The sequence below is a fragment of the Dysgonomonas sp. Marseille-P4361 genome, from assembly GCF_900343125.1.
GTDB lineage: Bacteria > Bacteroidota > Bacteroidia > Bacteroidales > Dysgonomonadaceae > Dysgonomonas.
The window spans coordinates 91,568-108,834 of record NZ_OPYL01000002.1; the positions used below are offsets into that span (position 1 = coordinate 91,568).

At 37.7% G+C, this 17,267-nt stretch carries 14 protein-coding genes and 1 tRNA gene; 11 read left to right on the forward strand and 4 right to left on the reverse strand.

Translation table 11 applies throughout. From position 1 onward, the window contains the following. Positions 1-49: 49 nt before the first annotated feature. Complete coding sequence (purL, locus tag DHU68_RS04235; RefSeq protein ID WP_108821743.1) at positions 50-3,739, reverse strand: phosphoribosylformylglycinamidine synthase; 3,690 nt, start codon at positions 3,737-3,739, stop codon at positions 50-52. 331 nt (positions 3,740-4,070) lie between these two features. On the opposite strand from purL, the gene DHU68_RS04240 reads away from it, so the two are divergent. The 3 genes from DHU68_RS04240 (at position 4,071) to DHU68_RS04250 (ending at position 8,402) form a co-directional block, all read left to right on the forward strand. Next, entirely contained in the window at positions 4,071-6,818 is a 2,748-nt protein-coding gene (locus DHU68_RS04240) for a family 78 glycoside hydrolase catalytic domain (protein ID WP_108821744.1), read from the forward strand. 151 nt (positions 6,819-6,969) lie between these two features. Further along, positions 6,970-8,289 carry a UDP-glucose/GDP-mannose dehydrogenase family protein gene (locus tag DHU68_RS04245; protein ID WP_108821745.1) on the forward strand — a complete coding sequence of 440 codons (1,320 nt, stop codon included), beginning with the start codon at positions 6,970-6,972 and terminating at the stop codon, positions 8,287-8,289. Positions 8,290-8,328: 39 nt separating this feature from the next. Continuing rightward, a tRNA-Ala gene (locus DHU68_RS04250) sits at positions 8,329-8,402 on the forward strand. A gap of 48 nt (positions 8,403-8,450) precedes the next feature. Here the strand turns inward: DHU68_RS04250 and DHU68_RS04255 are convergent. Further along, entirely contained in the window at positions 8,451-8,711 is a 261-nt protein-coding gene (locus DHU68_RS04255; RefSeq protein WP_108821746.1) for a hypothetical protein, read from the reverse strand. Positions 8,712-8,943: 232 nt separating this feature from the next. Between DHU68_RS04255 and DHU68_RS04260 the strand changes: the two genes are divergently transcribed. Both DHU68_RS04260 and dprA read left to right on the forward strand, forming a co-directional pair. Next, complete coding sequence (locus DHU68_RS04260) at positions 8,944-9,615, forward strand: ABC transporter ATP-binding protein (protein WP_108821747.1); 672 nt, start codon at positions 8,944-8,946, stop codon at positions 9,613-9,615. A gap of 3 nt (positions 9,616-9,618) precedes the next feature. After that, on the forward strand, positions 9,619-10,737 hold the full coding sequence (dprA, locus tag DHU68_RS04265) for a DNA-processing protein DprA (protein WP_108821748.1): 1,119 nt from the start codon (positions 9,619-9,621) through the stop codon (positions 10,735-10,737). Between the two features lie 59 nt (positions 10,738-10,796). Here dprA and DHU68_RS04270 read toward each other — a convergent pair whose 3' ends face one another. After that, positions 10,797-11,225 (reverse strand): DUF6249 domain-containing protein, encoded by a 429-nt coding sequence (locus DHU68_RS04270; RefSeq protein ID WP_108821749.1) that lies wholly within the window; start codon positions 11,223-11,225, stop codon positions 10,797-10,799. A 156-nt stretch (positions 11,226-11,381) separates the two neighbouring features. On the opposite strand from DHU68_RS04270, the gene DHU68_RS04275 reads away from it, so the two are divergent. Further along, positions 11,382-11,936, forward strand: a complete 555-nt coding sequence (locus tag DHU68_RS04275; RefSeq protein WP_108821750.1) for an RNA polymerase sigma factor — start codon at positions 11,382-11,384, stop codon at positions 11,934-11,936. Continuing rightward, on the forward strand, positions 11,933-12,304 hold the full coding sequence (locus tag DHU68_RS04280) for a hypothetical protein (protein ID WP_108821751.1): 372 nt from the start codon (positions 11,933-11,935) through the stop codon (positions 12,302-12,304). The genes DHU68_RS04275 and DHU68_RS04280 overlap by 4 nt, the downstream gene beginning before the upstream one ends. A 5-nt stretch (positions 12,305-12,309) precedes the next feature. Here the strand turns inward: DHU68_RS04280 and DHU68_RS04285 are convergent, their stop codons facing one another. Continuing rightward, positions 12,310-12,852, reverse strand: a complete 543-nt coding sequence (locus DHU68_RS04285; RefSeq protein ID WP_108821752.1) for a DUF4924 family protein — start codon at positions 12,850-12,852, stop codon at positions 12,310-12,312. 443 nt (positions 12,853-13,295) lie between these two features. Between DHU68_RS04285 and DHU68_RS04290 the strand changes: the two genes are divergently transcribed. From DHU68_RS04290 to DHU68_RS04305, 4 genes are all read left to right on the forward strand, one after another. Beyond that, positions 13,296-13,658, forward strand: coding sequence for a BlaI/MecI/CopY family transcriptional regulator (locus DHU68_RS04290; protein ID WP_108821753.1), 363 nt, complete (start codon positions 13,296-13,298; stop codon positions 13,656-13,658). Positions 13,659-13,772: 114 nt separating this feature from the next. Next, entirely contained in the window at positions 13,773-14,999 is a 1,227-nt protein-coding gene (locus DHU68_RS04295; protein WP_160111074.1) for a M56 family metallopeptidase, read from the forward strand. 89 nt (positions 15,000-15,088) lie between these two features. Further along, positions 15,089-15,907 carry an MBL fold metallo-hydrolase gene (locus tag DHU68_RS04300; RefSeq protein WP_108821755.1) on the forward strand — a complete coding sequence of 273 codons (819 nt, stop codon included), beginning with the start codon at positions 15,089-15,091 and terminating at the stop codon, positions 15,905-15,907. Between the two features lie 126 nt (positions 15,908-16,033). Beyond that, a complete protein-coding gene (locus DHU68_RS04305) occupies positions 16,034-17,203 on the forward strand; it encodes a DNA-binding transcriptional regulator (RefSeq protein WP_108821756.1) in 1,170 nt (389 codons plus the stop codon). Positions 17,204-17,267: the final 64 nt, after the last annotated feature.

The following is a 17,267-nucleotide window of genomic DNA, read 5'->3' on the forward strand; positions in this document are numbered from 1 at the left end:
TCATAAAAATGGCACAGAAGTCTCCGTGCCATTCTTATATAAATGTCTGTTATTTCTTAATATTCTTTATCCATTCTCTGGCATTCACAAAGGCTTCCATCCAAGGTGTGAAATCATCTTTGCGATTCTCGAATGGATAGTGCGCACATTGCCAAGGGAACAACGAACGCTCTAAGTGAGGCATGATAGCCAAGTGGCGACCATCTTTAGATACTACTCCGGCTGTATCAAAGTCCGAACCATTCGGATTGCCCGGATATTCACTGTAGCAATATTTAGCAACAATGTTGTACTCCGATTCTGGTTTAGGCATTGCGAAACGTCCTTCACCGTGTGCCACCCAGATACCAAGCTTGCTACCCGATAGAGAGCCAAACATCACAGATGAGTTCTGAGGAATCTCTACACTAATATAGGTAGACTCAAACTTGTGAGAGGCGTTATGTTCCATCTTAGGTTTTACATCATGCTCTGGATAAACCAATCCCAGTTCCATCATCAACTGGCAACCGTTACATACACCAAGGCTTAGCGTGTCTTTGCGTTCGTAGTATTTACGAAGCGTTTCTTTCGCTTTCTCGTTGTACATAAAGCTTCCTGCCCATCCTTTAGCAGATCCAAGTACGTCAGAGTTTGAGAATCCTCCACAGAAAACAATCAGATTGATGTCTTCCAGTGTTTCTCTCCCCGATGCAAGGTCTGTCATGTGAACGTCTTTTACGTCAAAGCCAGCAAGGTATAGCGAATAAGCCATTTCGCGTTCTCCATTCGTTCCTTTTTCGCGGATGATAGCTGCTTTTAAGCCTGTAGCTTCTCTTCTGTTAGGATCAATGTTGAATTGAGCAAATCGTCCGGTAAAAGAAGGACTATAGTTGAATTGCAATGGTTGTTTTTTGTAGTTTTCGAAACGTTCGGCAGCCAATTTCTCTCCCGTTTGTTTACGATCCAATAAGTATGAAGGTTCGAACCAAGTATCGCGTAACGCATCGATGTCGAATTCTTGTACAAATGCATCTTTTTGGATAACCAACTTGCGATCTTCGATAGGGCGTGCAACGATAGCAAATCCGATACCATAATCATCCAATATTTTTTCTACCAAATGATGATGTTTTACTTGGATCAATACTCCTGGATTTTCGGAGAATAATATTTTGATTAGGTCTGCATGATGAAGCTTGTCTAAACGAGCCTCCAAACCTCCTTGCGGATTAGCAAAGCACATTTCAAGCATTGTGGTTATCATACCTCCTGCCGAGATGTCGTGACCTGCCAATACCAATCCTCTGTCGATCAGTTCCTGAACAGCAGAGAATGCATTTTTGAAATATTCGGGGTCTTGTACTGTCGGAGCTTCTTCACCTACTTTACTCAACGTTTGGGCAAAAGCAGAGCCTCCTAACTTGAACGTGTCGAAAGAAAAGTCGATATAGTATAGGTATGTCCCTTTTATGTAAGCTAATACCGGAGAAACAATCTTGCGAATGTTCTTCACTTCACCGGCAGCAGAAATAATCACTGTTCCCGGAGAATATACTTTCTCGTCACCATATTTTTGAGTCATCGACAAGGAGTCTTTTCCTGTCGGTATATTAATGCCCAATTCGCATGCAAAGTCGGAACAAGCTTCTACGGCTTTGTACAATCTTGCATCTTCTCCCGGATTCTTACAAGGCCACATCCAGTTAGCACTCAATGATATGCCTTTCAGTCCGTCTTCGATAGGAGCAAACACGATATTTGTCAACGATTCGGCAATAGCAAGTACAGAACCAGCAGCCGGATCTACCATCGCTGCCTGAGGAGCATGACCGATAGATGTCGCAATACCCACTTTCCCTTTATAGTCTAGGGCAACAGCACCAAGGTCGCTCAATGGTAATTGAATTTCTCCTTGCGTTTGTTGACGTGCTACCTTACCCGTTACCGAACGGTCAACTTTGTTTGTCAACCAGTCTTTACAAGCTACAGCCTCTAGTTGAAGAACATTTTTTACATATTCGTCAAGCTGTGTAATATCATATTCTGGGTTTGTATATGTTTCGTCAAGCGTTTCGTCGCGCATGATTGTTTTAGGCGCTTTACCGAAGAAATCTTCTAGTTTAAGATCAATCGGACGTTTTCCGTCAGCTTGTTCAAATACGAATTTCATATCGTCGGTAGTTTCACCCACAACGTACATCGGCGAGCGTTCGCGGTCGGCTATACGCTTGATCATATCTGTTGCTTCTTCCGGAATCAAAAGCCCCATACGCTCCTGACTCTCATTTCCCACTATTTCTTTCGAAGATAGGGTAGGGTCGCCCACAGGCAATTTCGATACGTCGATTTTTCCTCCGGTAGCTTCTACAAGCTCCGACAGACAGTTTAGGTGTCCGCCTGCACCGTGGTCGTGTATCGATACGATTGGGTTATTATCTGCTTCTGCCAGCGCACGGATAACGTTTGCTGTACGTTTTTGCATTTCAGGATTTGCACGTTGTACGGCATTCAATTCAATTCCGCTCGAAAATTCACCGGTGTCAACAGACGATACAGCTCCACCACCCATTCCGATGCGGTAGTTGTCTCCTCCAAGTATCACTACTTTTTCTCCCGGTTTAGGATCACCTTTCAGCGCATCGCGTCTGTTAGCATATCCTACACCGCCGGCAAGCATGATTACTTTGTCGTAGGCAAATTTCTTCCTGTTCTCTTCGTGTTCGAATGTCAATAAGGAGCCACAGATAAGCGGTTGCCCAAATTTGTTTCCGAAGTCCGATGCTCCATTAGAAGCTTTAATTAGTATTTCCTCAGGTGTCTGATACAGCCAAGGTCTTTCCTGCATTGTTTCTTCCCATGCTTTACCCGCTTTGGTGCGAGGGTAAGATGTCATATAAACAGCCGTTCCTGCTATTGGGAGTGATGCTTTACCTCCACCCAGACGGTCGCGAATTTCACCTCCCGAACCTGTAGCAGCACCATTGAAAGGTTCTACAGTTGTAGGGAAGTTGTGAGTCTCTGCTTTCAGCGAAATAACCGATTTGATTGGTTTTACTTCAAAGAAGCTAGGCTTATCGCCATCTGTAGGGGCAAATTGTTCTATTTCGGGTCCTTGGTTAAAGGCTACGTTGTCTTTGTAAGCCGAAACTAGTTTGTTCGGGTTAGTTTGCGATGTTTTCTTGATCAATTTGAAAAGAGAACTTTCTTTCTCTTCACCATCGATGATAAATACACCGTTGAATATTTTGTGACGGCAGTGTTCTGAGTTTACTTGCGAGAAGCCGAAAACTTCGCTGTCTGTTAGTTTTCTGCCCAAACGTTCGCTCACACTGTTCAGGTACTCTATTTCATCTTCGCTAAGCGCCAATCCTTCTTGCTGATTGTATGCGTTGATATCATCTATTTCGATGATAGGCTCAGGCTGTCTCGAGATAGTAAATACATCCTGATTCAATCCGTCATAAATGCGTTGAAGCATCGGATCATGCTCAGCATTGCTGTTGTCAACAGGGAAAAACTCTTCGATACGAATGATACCTTCGATACCCATGTTTTGAGTAATTTCTACAGCATTCGTACTCCAAGGAGTAATCATCTCTCTGCGCGGTCCTACGAAAAAACCGGTCAGCTTGTCTGCTTCTAATAATACAGCTTCGCTAAACGCCCAAGTTAGTCGTTGGATAGATTCGTCGCTAAGTGTAGTGTTTGATTGAACAGCAATAATGCTTTTAGAGGGGGTTTGAAAGAAGAAAACCATACTTTTGCTTATTGTTTATATTTGATGTTTTTAATAGGCATACAAAGGTAGTAAAAAATGATAGTTTAATCTAATAAGGAAAGGATAAAAAAGGCTTACTTCTCATGTAAAAGTGTTAAGGGGCGGATTGAAATTGTGAACACAGCCGAATGATATGAATATCAATCTGTTTTAAGTGATAATATTTGTTGTAAAACATTATTCAATGTTTTGTTACACACTAATTAATAAATATCTTTACTGCATGTTGGACTATGTTATTGAAATAGTCAGCAAATAATGCCCATCTTCATTTTTAACGTCATAAACTGACACTAACCAGATCTATACTATGAGAAAGAAACTGTTTTTTTGTACAATTCTCTTTTGTTCTTTAGTCCTTATTTCTTGTAACAATCATAAGACAACGATTGTCCCTTACGAGCTGAGGTGTGAATATTTAGATAACCCTCTTAATCTGGATGAGGAGAAGCCTCGCTTTAGCTGGAAGCTGAACGCCACAAATACTTCCGATTTTGGTCAAAAACAACTTGGATATCGTATTATTGTCTCTCAATCTAAAGCTGCGATAGGAAATGATACCGGAGATATGTGGGACTCCGGTTGGGTGGATTCCGATAATAGTCAGAATATTACTTACGAAGGGAAGCAATTACTTTCGGACAGAACATATTACTGGAAAATTCAGGTAAAAGACGAGAAAGGTGAAATCTCGGATTGGAGCGAAGTCTTGTTTTGGAATACCGGCAATTTTGAAGTATCGGATTGGACTGCAAAATGGATTGGTAGTAACGAGGTGTTTGATAATCAGGGAGAGGATTGCAATATATGGGATCCTTGGATCAGAAAGGTCGTAGAATTGGATAGGAAGCCTGCTAAAGCAATTATGTTCGTAGCTTCGGTAGGTTATCACGAATTATATGTAAATGGAGAAAAAGTTTCGGAAGATGTTCTTTCTCCTTTGGTGGTTAGTCACTCGCATAGAGCGAGCTATGTAGGTTATGATATTGCTCCATATCTTGAACCGGGAAAGAATGTGATCGCCTTTTGGTTGGGTACATCATGGTCTATTTTTAAAGAATATGAAGGGAATAACAAACCGTTAACGCCTATTGTGTTAGCTCAAGCAGATGTCTATTATTCAGATTCTAGTATAGAAGCAGTAAAAGCGGATATGCGTATAATAACCGATTCTAGCTGGAAGACAAAAGCGAGCTCCAGTAAACTTCTAGGAACATGGAAAACATGGAACTTTGGAGGTGAACTTTGGGACGAATCAAGATATATTTCCGACTGGAATACAATTTCGCTAGACGATAATATATGGGCGAATGCAACCGAATATCAGCCGGAATTGAAATTGTCTGCAGAACGTGCTCAGGGAAACCGGATCTTGGATGAAATTAGACCAATCTCTATTGAAGAAAACGAAGATGGCTCTTACAGAGTTGATATGGGAGTAAACTTTGCCGGATGGACAGAGGTGAAAGTGAAAGGGAATCCCGGAGATACAATTCTGTTCAGATACTCGGAGAGAGAGCAGGAGGAAATGACCTTCCGTCTTAGAAGTGCTTGCGTAATAGGTGAGTCGGGTATGTCAACTTTCAAAAACAGGTTTAATTATAGTTCAGGACGTTGGATTACAATCAGAGGATTGAAAGAGAAACCGCAATTATCGGATATTAAAGGATGGTTGGTGAGAACGAATTATGAAACGGCGAGCACTTTCGAATGTTCCGACCCGTTACAGAACTGGATTTATGACCGTGTGCTATGGACTTTCGAAAATCTGTCGATAGGAGGGTATATTGTTGATTGCCCGCAACGAGAAAGATTAGGTTATGGAGGTGATGCTCATGCTACTTCAGAGACTGGGCTTTTCAACTATAAGATGGGTGCATTCTATACAAAATGGATGCAGGACTGGCGCGATGTTCAAGGTTGGGAATCGATGGGTGGCGGTTATGTAGGTGGCGGAATTTTACCACATACAGCTCCAACCCGAAATGGTGGTGGTGGCCCTGCTTGGGGAGGTATATGTATATCTCTGCCTTGGTTTGTTTACCAACACGAAGGCGATGTGCGTATTCTTGAATCTAACTTCGAAATGATGACGAAATGGCTTGAATTTTTGACTTCGCATACCGAGAACGGAATATTGAAAAGATTTGGCGGACCATGGGACTTCTTAGGCGACTGGCTTTGGCCTAACGCAACGGCAGAAGGGATGAATAATAATTCTCCGCAAACAGAATGCCTGAATAGTTGCTATTATGTGTTCAATCTTCGTACAGCAGCTAAAATAGCCCATATTATAGGAAAGACGAAGGAGGCCGAAGAGTGGGAAAGACAAGCCGAATTGTCGTCAAAAGCAATTAATGATAAGTTTTACGATAAAGAAGATTATAGTTACTCCGACAAATCGATGGGTAATCTGGCAGCCGCACTGGTGGCCGATGTACCTCCTGTAGACTTGCGAGCTGGAGTGATGAAGCGTCTGGAAAAAGAAATATTGGAAGTTCGCAACGGACATATTCATGTAGGTATTACAGCCGGAGCTTTATTGTTTAAATTGCTGAGAGATGAAGGACGTGATGATTTGATTTATTCGATGACTTCACAAACCACTTATCCTAGTTGGGGTTATATGAAAGAAAATGATGCAACTACAATCTGGGAAATGTGGGAAAAAGATCTGCCGGGACATTCTCTGCTTCATAGCTCATATTTGTATCCGGGAGCATGGTATATTGATGGACTGGCTGGTATTAAGAGAAGTCCTGATGTGCCGGGATTTAAAGAGTTCGTTATCCGTCCGCCGCGATTGAAGGCTTTAACAATCGATTGGGTGAAATCTTCTTTCGATTCACCTGTCGGGCTGATTAAGTCTGAGTGGAAAAAAGAAGGCGATAAGTTTATGATGAATGTCACTATTCCTGCGAATTCCAAAGCAATACTATACTTCCCTTCTGAAGGTGAGATTATGGAGGCTTCTGGGTTTGCTAAAGAGATAAAGAAAGAAAATGGTTACACTCAGTTTGAGTTGCCCGCCGGTAGTTACTCTTTGTCAAATAAATAATATAAGTATCTTGGTTTAATAAAAATAATAAAAACCCGTATCGTACAGCTGTTACGGGTTTTGTTTTTTATATAAATTGAAAAAATAATCGTATCTTTGCAGGCTTACAAACATTTGCAACTATCAGTCAAAATTAATACAAATACAATTAATGAAAATAGCTATCGTTGGTACAGGTTATGTCGGTTTAGTTACAGGAACCTGCTTTGCCGAAATGGGGACAGAAGTCTATTGTGTGGACGTTAACCAAGAAAAGATCGAAAATCTTAAGAACGGGATTATTCCAATTTTCGAACCAGGGTTGGACGAAATGGTAGAGCGTAACCATAATGCAGGACGTCTGCATTTTACTACCGATCTTGCTTCTATCTTAAACGATGTGGATATCGTATTCTCTGCAGTAGGAACGCCTCCTGATGAAGATGGTAGTGCAGACCTGAAATATGTATTGGAAGTAGCTCGTACGATAGGACAGAATTTGACAAAATATATGGTTGTAGTAACTAAGAGTACAGTGCCTGTTGGTACTGCCAACCTGGTGAAGAAAACCATACAAGACGAATTAGACAAAAGAGGTTTGTCTGACTTGAAATTCGACGTGGCTTCTAATCCAGAATTCTTGAAAGAGGGAGCAGCTATAACAGACTTTATGCAGCCTGATCGTGTGGTTGTTGGTTTGGAATCGGAAGAGGCTCGCAAATTGATGGAAAAACTCTACAAGCCGTTTACTCTAAATAATTACCGTATTATATATACCGATATTCCTTCGGCGGAAATGATTAAATATGCAGCTAATGCAATGTTGGCTACACGTATCAGCTTTATGAACGATATTGCCAATTTGTGCGAAATTGTAGGGGCGGACGTTACTATGGTTCGCAAGGGAATAGGAGCAGATGCTCGTATTGGTGCAAAATTCCTTTATGCAGGGTGCGGTTATGGAGGTAGCTGTTTTCCTAAAGACGTGAAAGCTTTGATAAAAACTGCAAGAGATTTAGGTCACGATATGCATATCCTTGAAGCTGTAGAGAAAGTGAATGACAGACAAAAAGAAGTGTTATTCGAAAAGCTAATGAAATATTACAACAATGATATAAAGGGTAAGACCATCGCATTGTGGGGATTGGCATTTAAGCCTAAGACTGATGATATGCGCGAGGCTCCATCATTGGTGCTGATAGATAAGATTTTGAATGCTGGTGGTAAGGTGAGAGCTTACGATCCGGTTGCTATGAAAGAAGCGAAACGTCACTTGGGAGATAGCATAGCTTATGCCAAAGATATATATGATGCCACACTAGATGCCGATGCTATTCTGATGGTGACAGAGTGGAATGAATTTCGCCTTCCGGCTTGGCAGGTGATAAAGAAAACAATGATCAAGCCTGTAGTGTTCGATGGTCGTAATATATACAGTAAGCAAGAAATGAATGAATTAGGTTTCGACTATTTTGGTATAGGGACGAAATGAAATCAATAATATTTTTATAGATTTGCATAAAATCTATAAGGGGCATTAGCTCATCTGGCTAGAGCGTTAGACTGGCAGTCTAAAGGAGATCAGCTCTAGTCTTATATGCTTCCATATTTCTAAAACAGAATCCTCAAGCAGAAATGTTTTGGGGATTTTCTTTAGGCTGTTTCAATAATATTTAATAATAAGAAAGAATTGTATGGTAAAAATGAGCTACACCACACATTTTTTACTCCTGTAATTGGTGTGGGCTCTTCCTCTATAATTTCCTTTTGAAGTTTGTCTATAATTCGTTGAGGAAATATTGATGTATCAAGAGTAGCTACCCAAATTTTTAGTGCATCATATATATCTTTCTCTACATGTTGTGAAATATATGTTCCTCCTCGAAATTCTGCGATAAATGTATATCTCTTCATCCTCTATAAATTAAAATTACTCATAAAGCTAATAATTATATTCCAATCCTCAATAAGTGAGTTAGAGGCTTTGATATTATATACCATCCTTATTTAGAATCCTTGATCAGAATGCATAAAAACCAGATACAACAAGTTACTCTCCATTTTTAATTTCTTCTTGGTAGATATAGAAGAGGGCTACATAAAAGTTTTTATCTTTGTGTAGCCTTTTTTATATAATGACATAAATATGATAACAGTAGAAGGAATAACTAAAAGCTTTGGCAGTTTGCAAGTTCTTAAAGGGATCAACCTGCATGTAGAAAAGAAAGAGATAATCTCGATTGTAGGAGCCAGTGGTGCAGGTAAGACAACTCTGCTGCAAATAATGGGAACACTGGACAAAGCTGATAGAGGGACTGTTACTATCAATAACGAAAATGTAAGTAAACTGAGTGATTCTAAGTTGTCTGACTTTAGGAATAAAAATATAGGTTTCGTATTTCAGTTTCATCAATTGTTGCCCGAATTTACGGCACTGGAAAATGTAATGATTCCAGCTCTGATTGCGAAAGTAAAAGAATCCGAAGCTAAGGCAAGAGCTAAAGAATTGCTGGATATGCTTGGTCTAGCTGATAGAATAGAGCATAAGCCGAATGAGCTATCGGGAGGAGAAAAACAACGAGCTGCTGTTGCCCGTGCTTTGATCAATAACCCTGCTGTGATATTAGCCGATGAGCCATCCGGTAGTTTAGATACCGAGAATAAAGAAGAATTACATCAGTTATTTTTCAAACTGCGAGATACACTCGGGCAAACATTTGTAATCGTTACTCACGACGAGCATTTGGCATCTATAACAGATCGTACTGTGCATATGCGAGACGGACTGATTGTAGAGAACGATTCATCAATGCCATAGAATATGAATGTCGAAGATAAGTTTCTTTATCAAATAGCCCTAACTCAGATAAGAGGGGTCGGGGATATCACTGCTCGCAATCTGTTGCAGGTAGTAGGAGATGAAGAAGAAATCTTTAAATCGAGCCGTAAATCATTATCAAGCATACAAGGGATAGCATCCAAAACAATAGATGAAATTCTAAATCCCGAAGTATTGAGACGGGCAGAAAAAGAATTATCTTTTGTCATAAATAACAAAATAACTACATATTTTATTTCGGAAGAAGGATATCCAAAGCGACTGCGGGATTGTTCCGATGCTCCTGTCCTTTTATATTTTAAAGGGAATACGAATCTTAATGCTGAAAAGATTATAAGTATAGTCGGTACACGAAAATCAACAGCCTATGGGAATAGTTTTTGTGATACATTTCTTCAAGAGATAGCTTCCGCTTTGCCCGATACGCTTATTGTTAGCGGCTTGGCATATGGTATCGATATACAAGCACATCGCTTTGCTCTAAAGTATGGACTTCCTACTATAGGCGTAATGGCTCATGGCTTGGATAGAATCTATCCGTCAGCACATAGGCAGACAGCTAAAGAAATGGTGGGGAATGGCGGAATTATAACCGAGTTTCCGAGCGAAACGGAACCCGATCGTTTCAACTTTGTTCGACGCAATCGGATTGTAGCGGGGATGGCTGATGCTGTTATTGTCGTCGAATCGGATGATAAGGGAGGTTCGCTGATTACTGCCGAAATAGCGAACTCTTATTGTAAAGACGTGTTTGCCTTGCCCGGCAAAGCAACAGATAAATACTCTAAAGGATGCAATAAATTGATCGCTTCGCATAAAGCAGATTTGTTATTATCGACAGAATATTTCTTAGAGCAAATGGGATGGGATAGCGTGTCTTCCAAAAAGACAAAACAGCCTCGTCAACAAGAGTTGTTTGTAGAACTAACAAGTGAAGAATCTATTATCGTAGATCAGCTTAAAAATCAAGAAGCTATTCATATCGATCAGTTGGCAAGAGAATTAAGTACTCCAACTTATCAATTGTTTTCTACTTTACTCGAATTGGAAATGAAGGGAATGGTGAAAAATCTGCCGGGTAATCTATATAGTCTGAATTAAAAAAGGTATCATAACCTTAAAGCTATAATACCTCTTTTTGTTGTGCGAGAACTGATTTTTTACTCTTTTGCTTTATCCTTGTCTTCTTTACGATCTTTCTTTTCTATAAAATACGCAATGATCAAACCGATTCCACCAAACACTGCAGCAAGTGCAGGGTATAATGCATTAATTGTATTCTTATATTCATGATAAAGATTGCTGCCATCAATAAGAGGAGAGTAATTTAAATCTATAAATGCAGCTAAAACAACACCAAACCCGATACCCACAAGTAATAATCCAATACGAATTGGCCATGAACTATTGCTTATTTCTACATTAAAAGATGATCTAAGAGGCGATAATTGATCTTGAGAAATAGAGCTTCCTTCAGTCATTTTCTCTATCATAGCCATGCGCTCTTTCTTGCGAGCAAACAATTCAAATAATTTGTAAATAGTAAGAGCTATTGTAGCTACTATTACCATTGCTGTTATTTCTCCCATGATTTTTTATGTTTTTTAATTAATATTCATTTTAGTTCGTTTGTACATTTTGACGCGGTACTTATTTAAAGGTTACAAGTTTTAAGGAAAAAATAATATAGAGGAAATTTTATACTTAGATTTGTAACCTATCTACAATCCTAGCGTCATACCGATATGACAGATTTGGACGACATCTATTATATACGTCAGATTCAACGAGGCGATGCAGATGCATTTGTGTACATTGTACGTCGCTACGAAAGAATGGTTTTCTCCATTGTCGGAAAAATTGTCTCTAGTCGTGTAGAAGTAGAAGATATTATTCAGGAAGTTTTTATTAAAGTTTATCTGTCTTTAGATAAATTCAGACAAGAGTCCGGATTTGGAACATGGCTCTATCGTATAGCCTATAATACAACTATATCGGAGTTGCGAAAGCGGAAATATCAGTTTATTTCTATAGAAGACTCTTATGTAGAACTTCAGAATGAGGAGCTGGCTGACGATATAGACGAACTGGCTACTGAAGAGAAATTGCATAATCTGGAAACAGTATTGAAGAAAATGTCTCCGGACGATGCTTTACTGATAACTATGTTTTACTTAAACAATCATAGCATACAGGAAATAAGTGAAATTGCAGACCTGTCTGTCGCAAATGTAAAAGTTAAGTTGCATAGAATAAGAAAATATATGAACTTTGAAATGAATAAACTTATGCAAGAATGAAAAAAGAAGAAGATAAATTGAGAAGTTTATTTCAGAATGTAAAATTGGACGAACCGTCAACAGCTTTCGAAAGTAAGCTGATGGGACGTATATATGCTATAGAGAAGAAGAAGGAAAGGCGCGAAGTAGTAAAATCATATATAGCAGTAGCATGTGGAATTGTGGCTATATTGGGAATCCCGTCCCTATTGCTATGGATGCTCGATGTTAAACTGTCTCTTCCTGGAGTTTTTGATTTTGATGTGAATTTGCCTCAATTGGCAATTGATCCATTCATTGTTTCTATTGCAGGAGTGGTTCTTTTACTACTAATTGGTGATACACTAATCAGAAAGCGAATAAGAGAGAAAGAAGAAAAAGATAAGTAATTAGATTAAATATCTAATTTCCCCTCTTTCTCCATTTTATATTTTTGCGACAATAGTCGTAGAAACGAGCTTATCTGTGCTACAGCAGCCTGAGTCTCTCCCGAAATTTCCTTTCCTTGCAATTTCATAAGCAGGTAGCCATATAAGGCGCCAAAGCATGTCTCAATCTCAGGAATATCTTTATCCGAAGATTTAGCCCTCAATTCTACAATAAAGGGTAATGTTTTATAATAAATTTCGCTATAATCCCCTTGTGTTCCAGATTTCAATAAACGCAAATGCAAGTCGGTAAGGTCAAGAATAACATTCTTGTTGATGATGAGATGACCTTTTTCGGTAACCTCCTCGCGATGCATCATATCAATAAGATTCTCGTACCACTCTCTTATCTCTAGCTTTACATCCTCAGGTTGGTCAAAACGAGAGATAATTTGTTGCTCTGTTTTTTCTATGTCAAGATTGTTGGCACGTATAAGGTCTTCTATCTGCCACATATATAGCAGGTATTCGCTTATATTTTCATCCTTTAGTTTTTTTGCTATAATCATTGCTGTTTATTTCATTTGGGAATGTAAAATTAGCAATAAAATTTATGTCACAAAAGGTCTTTCTTTTTTGTCTTAACTTAAAGTAGATTAAAAGATAATGGAATATAGTTTCGAATTTAGCTGTTTGGATTATTTATAGATGTTATCTATTTAAAAATAACGAAAATATATCGTTTTTTGAGCGAACAAAGATATCGGTTATTGTGTTTAATAGACAAAGCAGGTAAATTACTTTTTTCATAGTGTGTTAAATAGATGTTTAGTTGATTTAATATTACCTGTTTTTGATCATAGTATATGTTAGTTTTATATTAGTGTTAAGGTCCGAGAAGAGATGGTTGTGAAACCGTCTCTTCTTTATTTTTAGAAATTTATTTCTTTTAACTAAAGAAATTAGTTTATAACTAAATCTTTTAGTTTATTTGTATAATAAGCTTGCAACTATGAAACAGTTAACTAAGAAAGAAGAAGAGATAATGACCATCCTATGGGAAAAAGGTCCAATGCTTGTAAAAGAAATACAAGAGATTTATGAAGAACCGAAGCCCCATGTTAATACTATATCTACAATTATCCGAATATTAGAAGATAAAGGTTTTATTAGTCATAAATCTTTGGGTAAAACCTATCAATATTTTCCTCTGATGAGTAGAGACGAGTATAGGAAAAGAACTTTGAGTGGGTTGATTAGTAAATACTTTGATGATTCCTATCTGGAAGTTGTTTCTTCTTTTATAAAAAAGGAAGAGATATCAATAGCAGAGTTAAAAGAGTTAATTGCACAAGTTGAGAAAAATAATAACTAGATTATTATGGGTGTATTATTTACTTATAATTTAAAGTTATCCCTATGCTTTATATTGTTTTATTTTGTATATAAAATAATATTTAGTAGAGAAACTTTCTATAGAGCCAATAGATTGATATTGATAGGCTTCTGTTTGTTTGCTTTATTAATTCCATTTATAGAACTTAATATAGGTCGGTGGCATATACACGATACAATTAATCGCTATGAAACTTTTTTAGCCAATACATCTTCTGAATATATAAATCAATACCAGATAGGAACGCCAGCTTTAAACGAGAAAGGCCAAAACGTAGTTCCTTTTGCCGACGAAAGAATAGTACCTGAGAAAACAGAACAGTTTGCAAATCTTACTTTAGTGAATATTATCCTTCTTTTATATTTAGTTGGAATCGTATTTTTCTCAATTAAGATCATTTATCCCAATATTCTAATAATTAGATTAATATATAAATATAAAAAAAGGAAATTGGGAAAAGTGAGATTAATAATTCATGATGAGAATTATACTCCGTTTTCGTGGATGAATTATATAATTATTTCTAGAACCGATTATGTTGCGAATGGAAAGATGATAATACAACATGAATTAGCCCATGTAAAACAATTTCATGCCATCGACTTAGTAATAATTAAGCTGCTGACAATACTTCAATGGTATAATCCCGCTATGTGGTTAATAGATAAAGAACTGCAAGATATTCATGAATATGAGGCTGATAGTTTTGTCATTGATTCAGGTATTGATGCTAAACAATATCAACTATTATTAATAAAAGAGACCGTTGGTTCATCGCTCTTCAATTCAATGACCAACAGTCTCAATCACAGTAAACTAAAAAAAAGAATAACTATGATGTTAAAAGAAAAATCTAAAACACAGAACAGGTGGAAGTATTTATTAATACTTCCTCTAGTAGCAATTTCAGTTGCAACTTTTGCTTACGTGGAAATTCCTAAAGGTATTGAAGGTATTCCAAGTGCCGAAATTAATGAAAAAAACCAAGAAAGAAAAAAAATTGAAGGTACATGGAGATTGGTCGAAACTAAGAATTTTGATCAAAGTACAAATGATCAAAGTGTAAAACTGATTACAGAGGATAGTTTCGTTTGGTATCGTTATGATGCGGACGGAAATGTGCTGACTGGAGCCGGAGGAAAGTATACTTTCGAAAATGGAGAGTATGTAGAGCAAATTGATTTTACTCTTCCTACAATGAAATATTGGAAAGGGAAAAAAGCAGTAGTGAAAATTGAATTTAAAGATAATCGGATGATTTGTAATGGGGTACTTGATGGAAAAGTGAATATAGTCGAAGAATGGGAACGGGTTAAGTAAATAAAAAAAACAGGGTAGAAATTTCTACCCTGTTTTTTTTATGCCATAAAATCACCTTATGTTCTTTTTGAAATAACTATATTAGCGATATGTTTGATATTCATATTTTAAATACGGGTTATTTTATGGCCGATGGGGGTGCTATGTTTGGCGCCGTACCGAAAAAGGCCTGGCAACGGAAATATTCAGCCAATGCTGATAATTTATGTCCTTTAGTTATGCGTTGCGTTTTGGCTGTGTCCGATAAAAAGAAAATTTTAATTGATACCGGTTTAGGTGATAAGTATTTAGATAAAATAGCGTATTACCAACCTCACAAATTAGTCTCTATTCCCGAAGCTTTAGCTGAATTGGGATATACAACTGACGATATAACAGATGTGGTGCTAACCCATCTGCATTTCGACCATTGTGGCTATGCTACATATATCGACAGCGAGAATAAACTTGTGCCTTCTTTCGCGAATGCAAAATATTGGTTGAGCGAAAAGCAGTGGAGAAATTACTTATTACCCAATCGTTTGGAGAGAGATGCAATATTTGAAGAGAATATTCTTCCAGTCTTCGAAGCTGGGCAGTTATTTTTTGTAGAGAATGATGCATCTATATACGACGGGTTTAGTTTGCGTCTCTTTAATGGACATAGCGAGGGACAGTTGGTGCCTTATATTGAAACGAAGAATGGAGTTTTTACTTTTCCGGGAGACGTTGTCCCTACAGCAGCTCATGTGTCTCTTGAGTGGATATCGGCTTATGATATTTCTGCAATAATATCGTTAAGGGAAAAAGAGAGGTTCTTATCCGAAGCACAAAAAGAAGGTTATACATTGGTCTATTGTCACGACTCTAAAATAGAAACAAGTAAAGTAAAGACTCTGGGAGATAACTATAAAGCATTGAAGGTATAGGAAGGAGGATGAATGTGTCTGTGGTTTCGTTTAAAATCTGCTCTATTTCATTCTTTCAAAAGTACCTATATTATACAACTAAAATAAAACTACTATCTTAGTTGAGTTTTATAAAAAATATTTGTTTTGGCGCGCGTAATTCTACTTACAGATTTTGGTGAAGAATATTCTAATAATCTTATGAAGGGTATTGTGCAATACTCTAGGGAGACAAGTCCATGGGTACTCTGTAAAATGCCTCTTTCGTATAGAGATGTACATGGTATCGAAGGGGTGTTGAGATGGGCTAAAGAATGGAAAGCTGATGCTATTATCGGTCAATTCTATAATACAGACAATGTAAGTCTGTTTAAGGAAGAAAACGTAATAGCGGTAGCTCAGGATTTTAAAGATCGCTTTACCAATATTCCTAATATAACCGGAAATCATATTCGAGCAGGAGAAATAGGCGCAGAGCATTTTATTCAGAAAGGATTTAAGAACTATGCTTTTTTGGGAATAAAAAATGCAATATGGTCATCCGAACGCTGCGAAGGGTTCAAAAAAGCTTTAAACAAAGTAGGGTTACTTCACAGTTTTTACGAATATCAGAAAGATGTTAGAGAAGAACTCTGGTATTATGAAGAAGACCTTGAAAAATGGTTGATAGAGCTACCAAAGCCTGTAGCTATAATGGCATGTGATGATAACCAAGCGCATCATATATCCGAAATATGCAAGTTACATGATATTAAGATTCCGAGCGAAGTCTCTTTATTGGGAGTAGATAATGACCAAATGATATGCTTGTTATCCGATCCGCCTATTTCTTCAATAAATCAAAATACAATAAAAGGAGGGTATCAGGTTGCAAACCTGATTGATAAATTAACCAATAACCCTCAATATAGATGGGCTAATATTGTTGTTGAGCCTACTTACATTACTACGAGGGCATCTTCTAATATATTTTCAACCAATAATCCTCATATATCTATTGTTTTGCAATATATACATGAGAACATAAAATCTAAACTTTCGGTGCAAAGTCTGGTAAATCTTGTGCCTCTTTCGAGGCGTTCGTTAGAGCAATTGTTCAGAGAGGTTACAGGAGACTCTATTTATTCTTATATTTTAAAGTTGCGAATCGAGAGATTCGCTTCAGAGCTGATAGAAACAGATAATCCCATTGTAGATATAGCTTTGGAACTGGGTTATATCGATTATAAAAATATCTCTCGCCAATTTAAATCATTAAAGGGGTGTACCCCTTCGGAATACCGAGAACAGAATCGAATTGACGTTTACGCAATTTGAGGATGTTAACACGTAAATAAAGATGCTTTGTTTGCATCTATTCATATATATTCGTAGAGTGATT

Bases quoted from the DNA above. Each gene is read 5' to 3' on its own strand.
- purL (WP_108821743.1), bottom strand. From the start codon at position 3,739: ATGGTTTTCTTCTTTCAAACCCCCTCTAAAAGCATTATTGCTGTTCAA.
- DHU68_RS04240 (WP_108821744.1), top strand. From the start codon at position 4,071: ATGAGAAAGAAACTGTTTTTTTGTACAATTCTCTTTTGTTCTTTAGTC.
- DHU68_RS04245 (WP_108821745.1), top strand. From the start codon at position 6,970: ATGAAAATAGCTATCGTTGGTACAGGTTATGTCGGTTTAGTTACAGGA.
- DHU68_RS04255 (WP_108821746.1), bottom strand. From the start codon at position 8,711: ATGAAGAGATATACATTTATCGCAGAATTTCGAGGAGGAACATATATT.
- DHU68_RS04260 (WP_108821747.1), top strand. From the start codon at position 8,944: ATGATAACAGTAGAAGGAATAACTAAAAGCTTTGGCAGTTTGCAAGTT.
- dprA (WP_108821748.1), top strand. From the start codon at position 9,619: ATGAATGTCGAAGATAAGTTTCTTTATCAAATAGCCCTAACTCAGATA.
- DHU68_RS04270 (WP_108821749.1), bottom strand. From the start codon at position 11,225: ATGGGAGAAATAACAGCAATGGTAATAGTAGCTACAATAGCTCTTACT.
- DHU68_RS04275 (WP_108821750.1), top strand. From the start codon at position 11,382: ATGACAGATTTGGACGACATCTATTATATACGTCAGATTCAACGAGGC.
- DHU68_RS04280 (WP_108821751.1), top strand. From the start codon at position 11,933: ATGAAAAAAGAAGAAGATAAATTGAGAAGTTTATTTCAGAATGTAAAA.
- DHU68_RS04285 (WP_108821752.1), bottom strand. From the start codon at position 12,852: ATGATTATAGCAAAAAAACTAAAGGATGAAAATATAAGCGAATACCTG.
- DHU68_RS04290 (WP_108821753.1), top strand. From the start codon at position 13,296: ATGAAACAGTTAACTAAGAAAGAAGAAGAGATAATGACCATCCTATGG.
- DHU68_RS04300 (WP_108821755.1), top strand. From the start codon at position 15,089: ATGTTTGATATTCATATTTTAAATACGGGTTATTTTATGGCCGATGGG.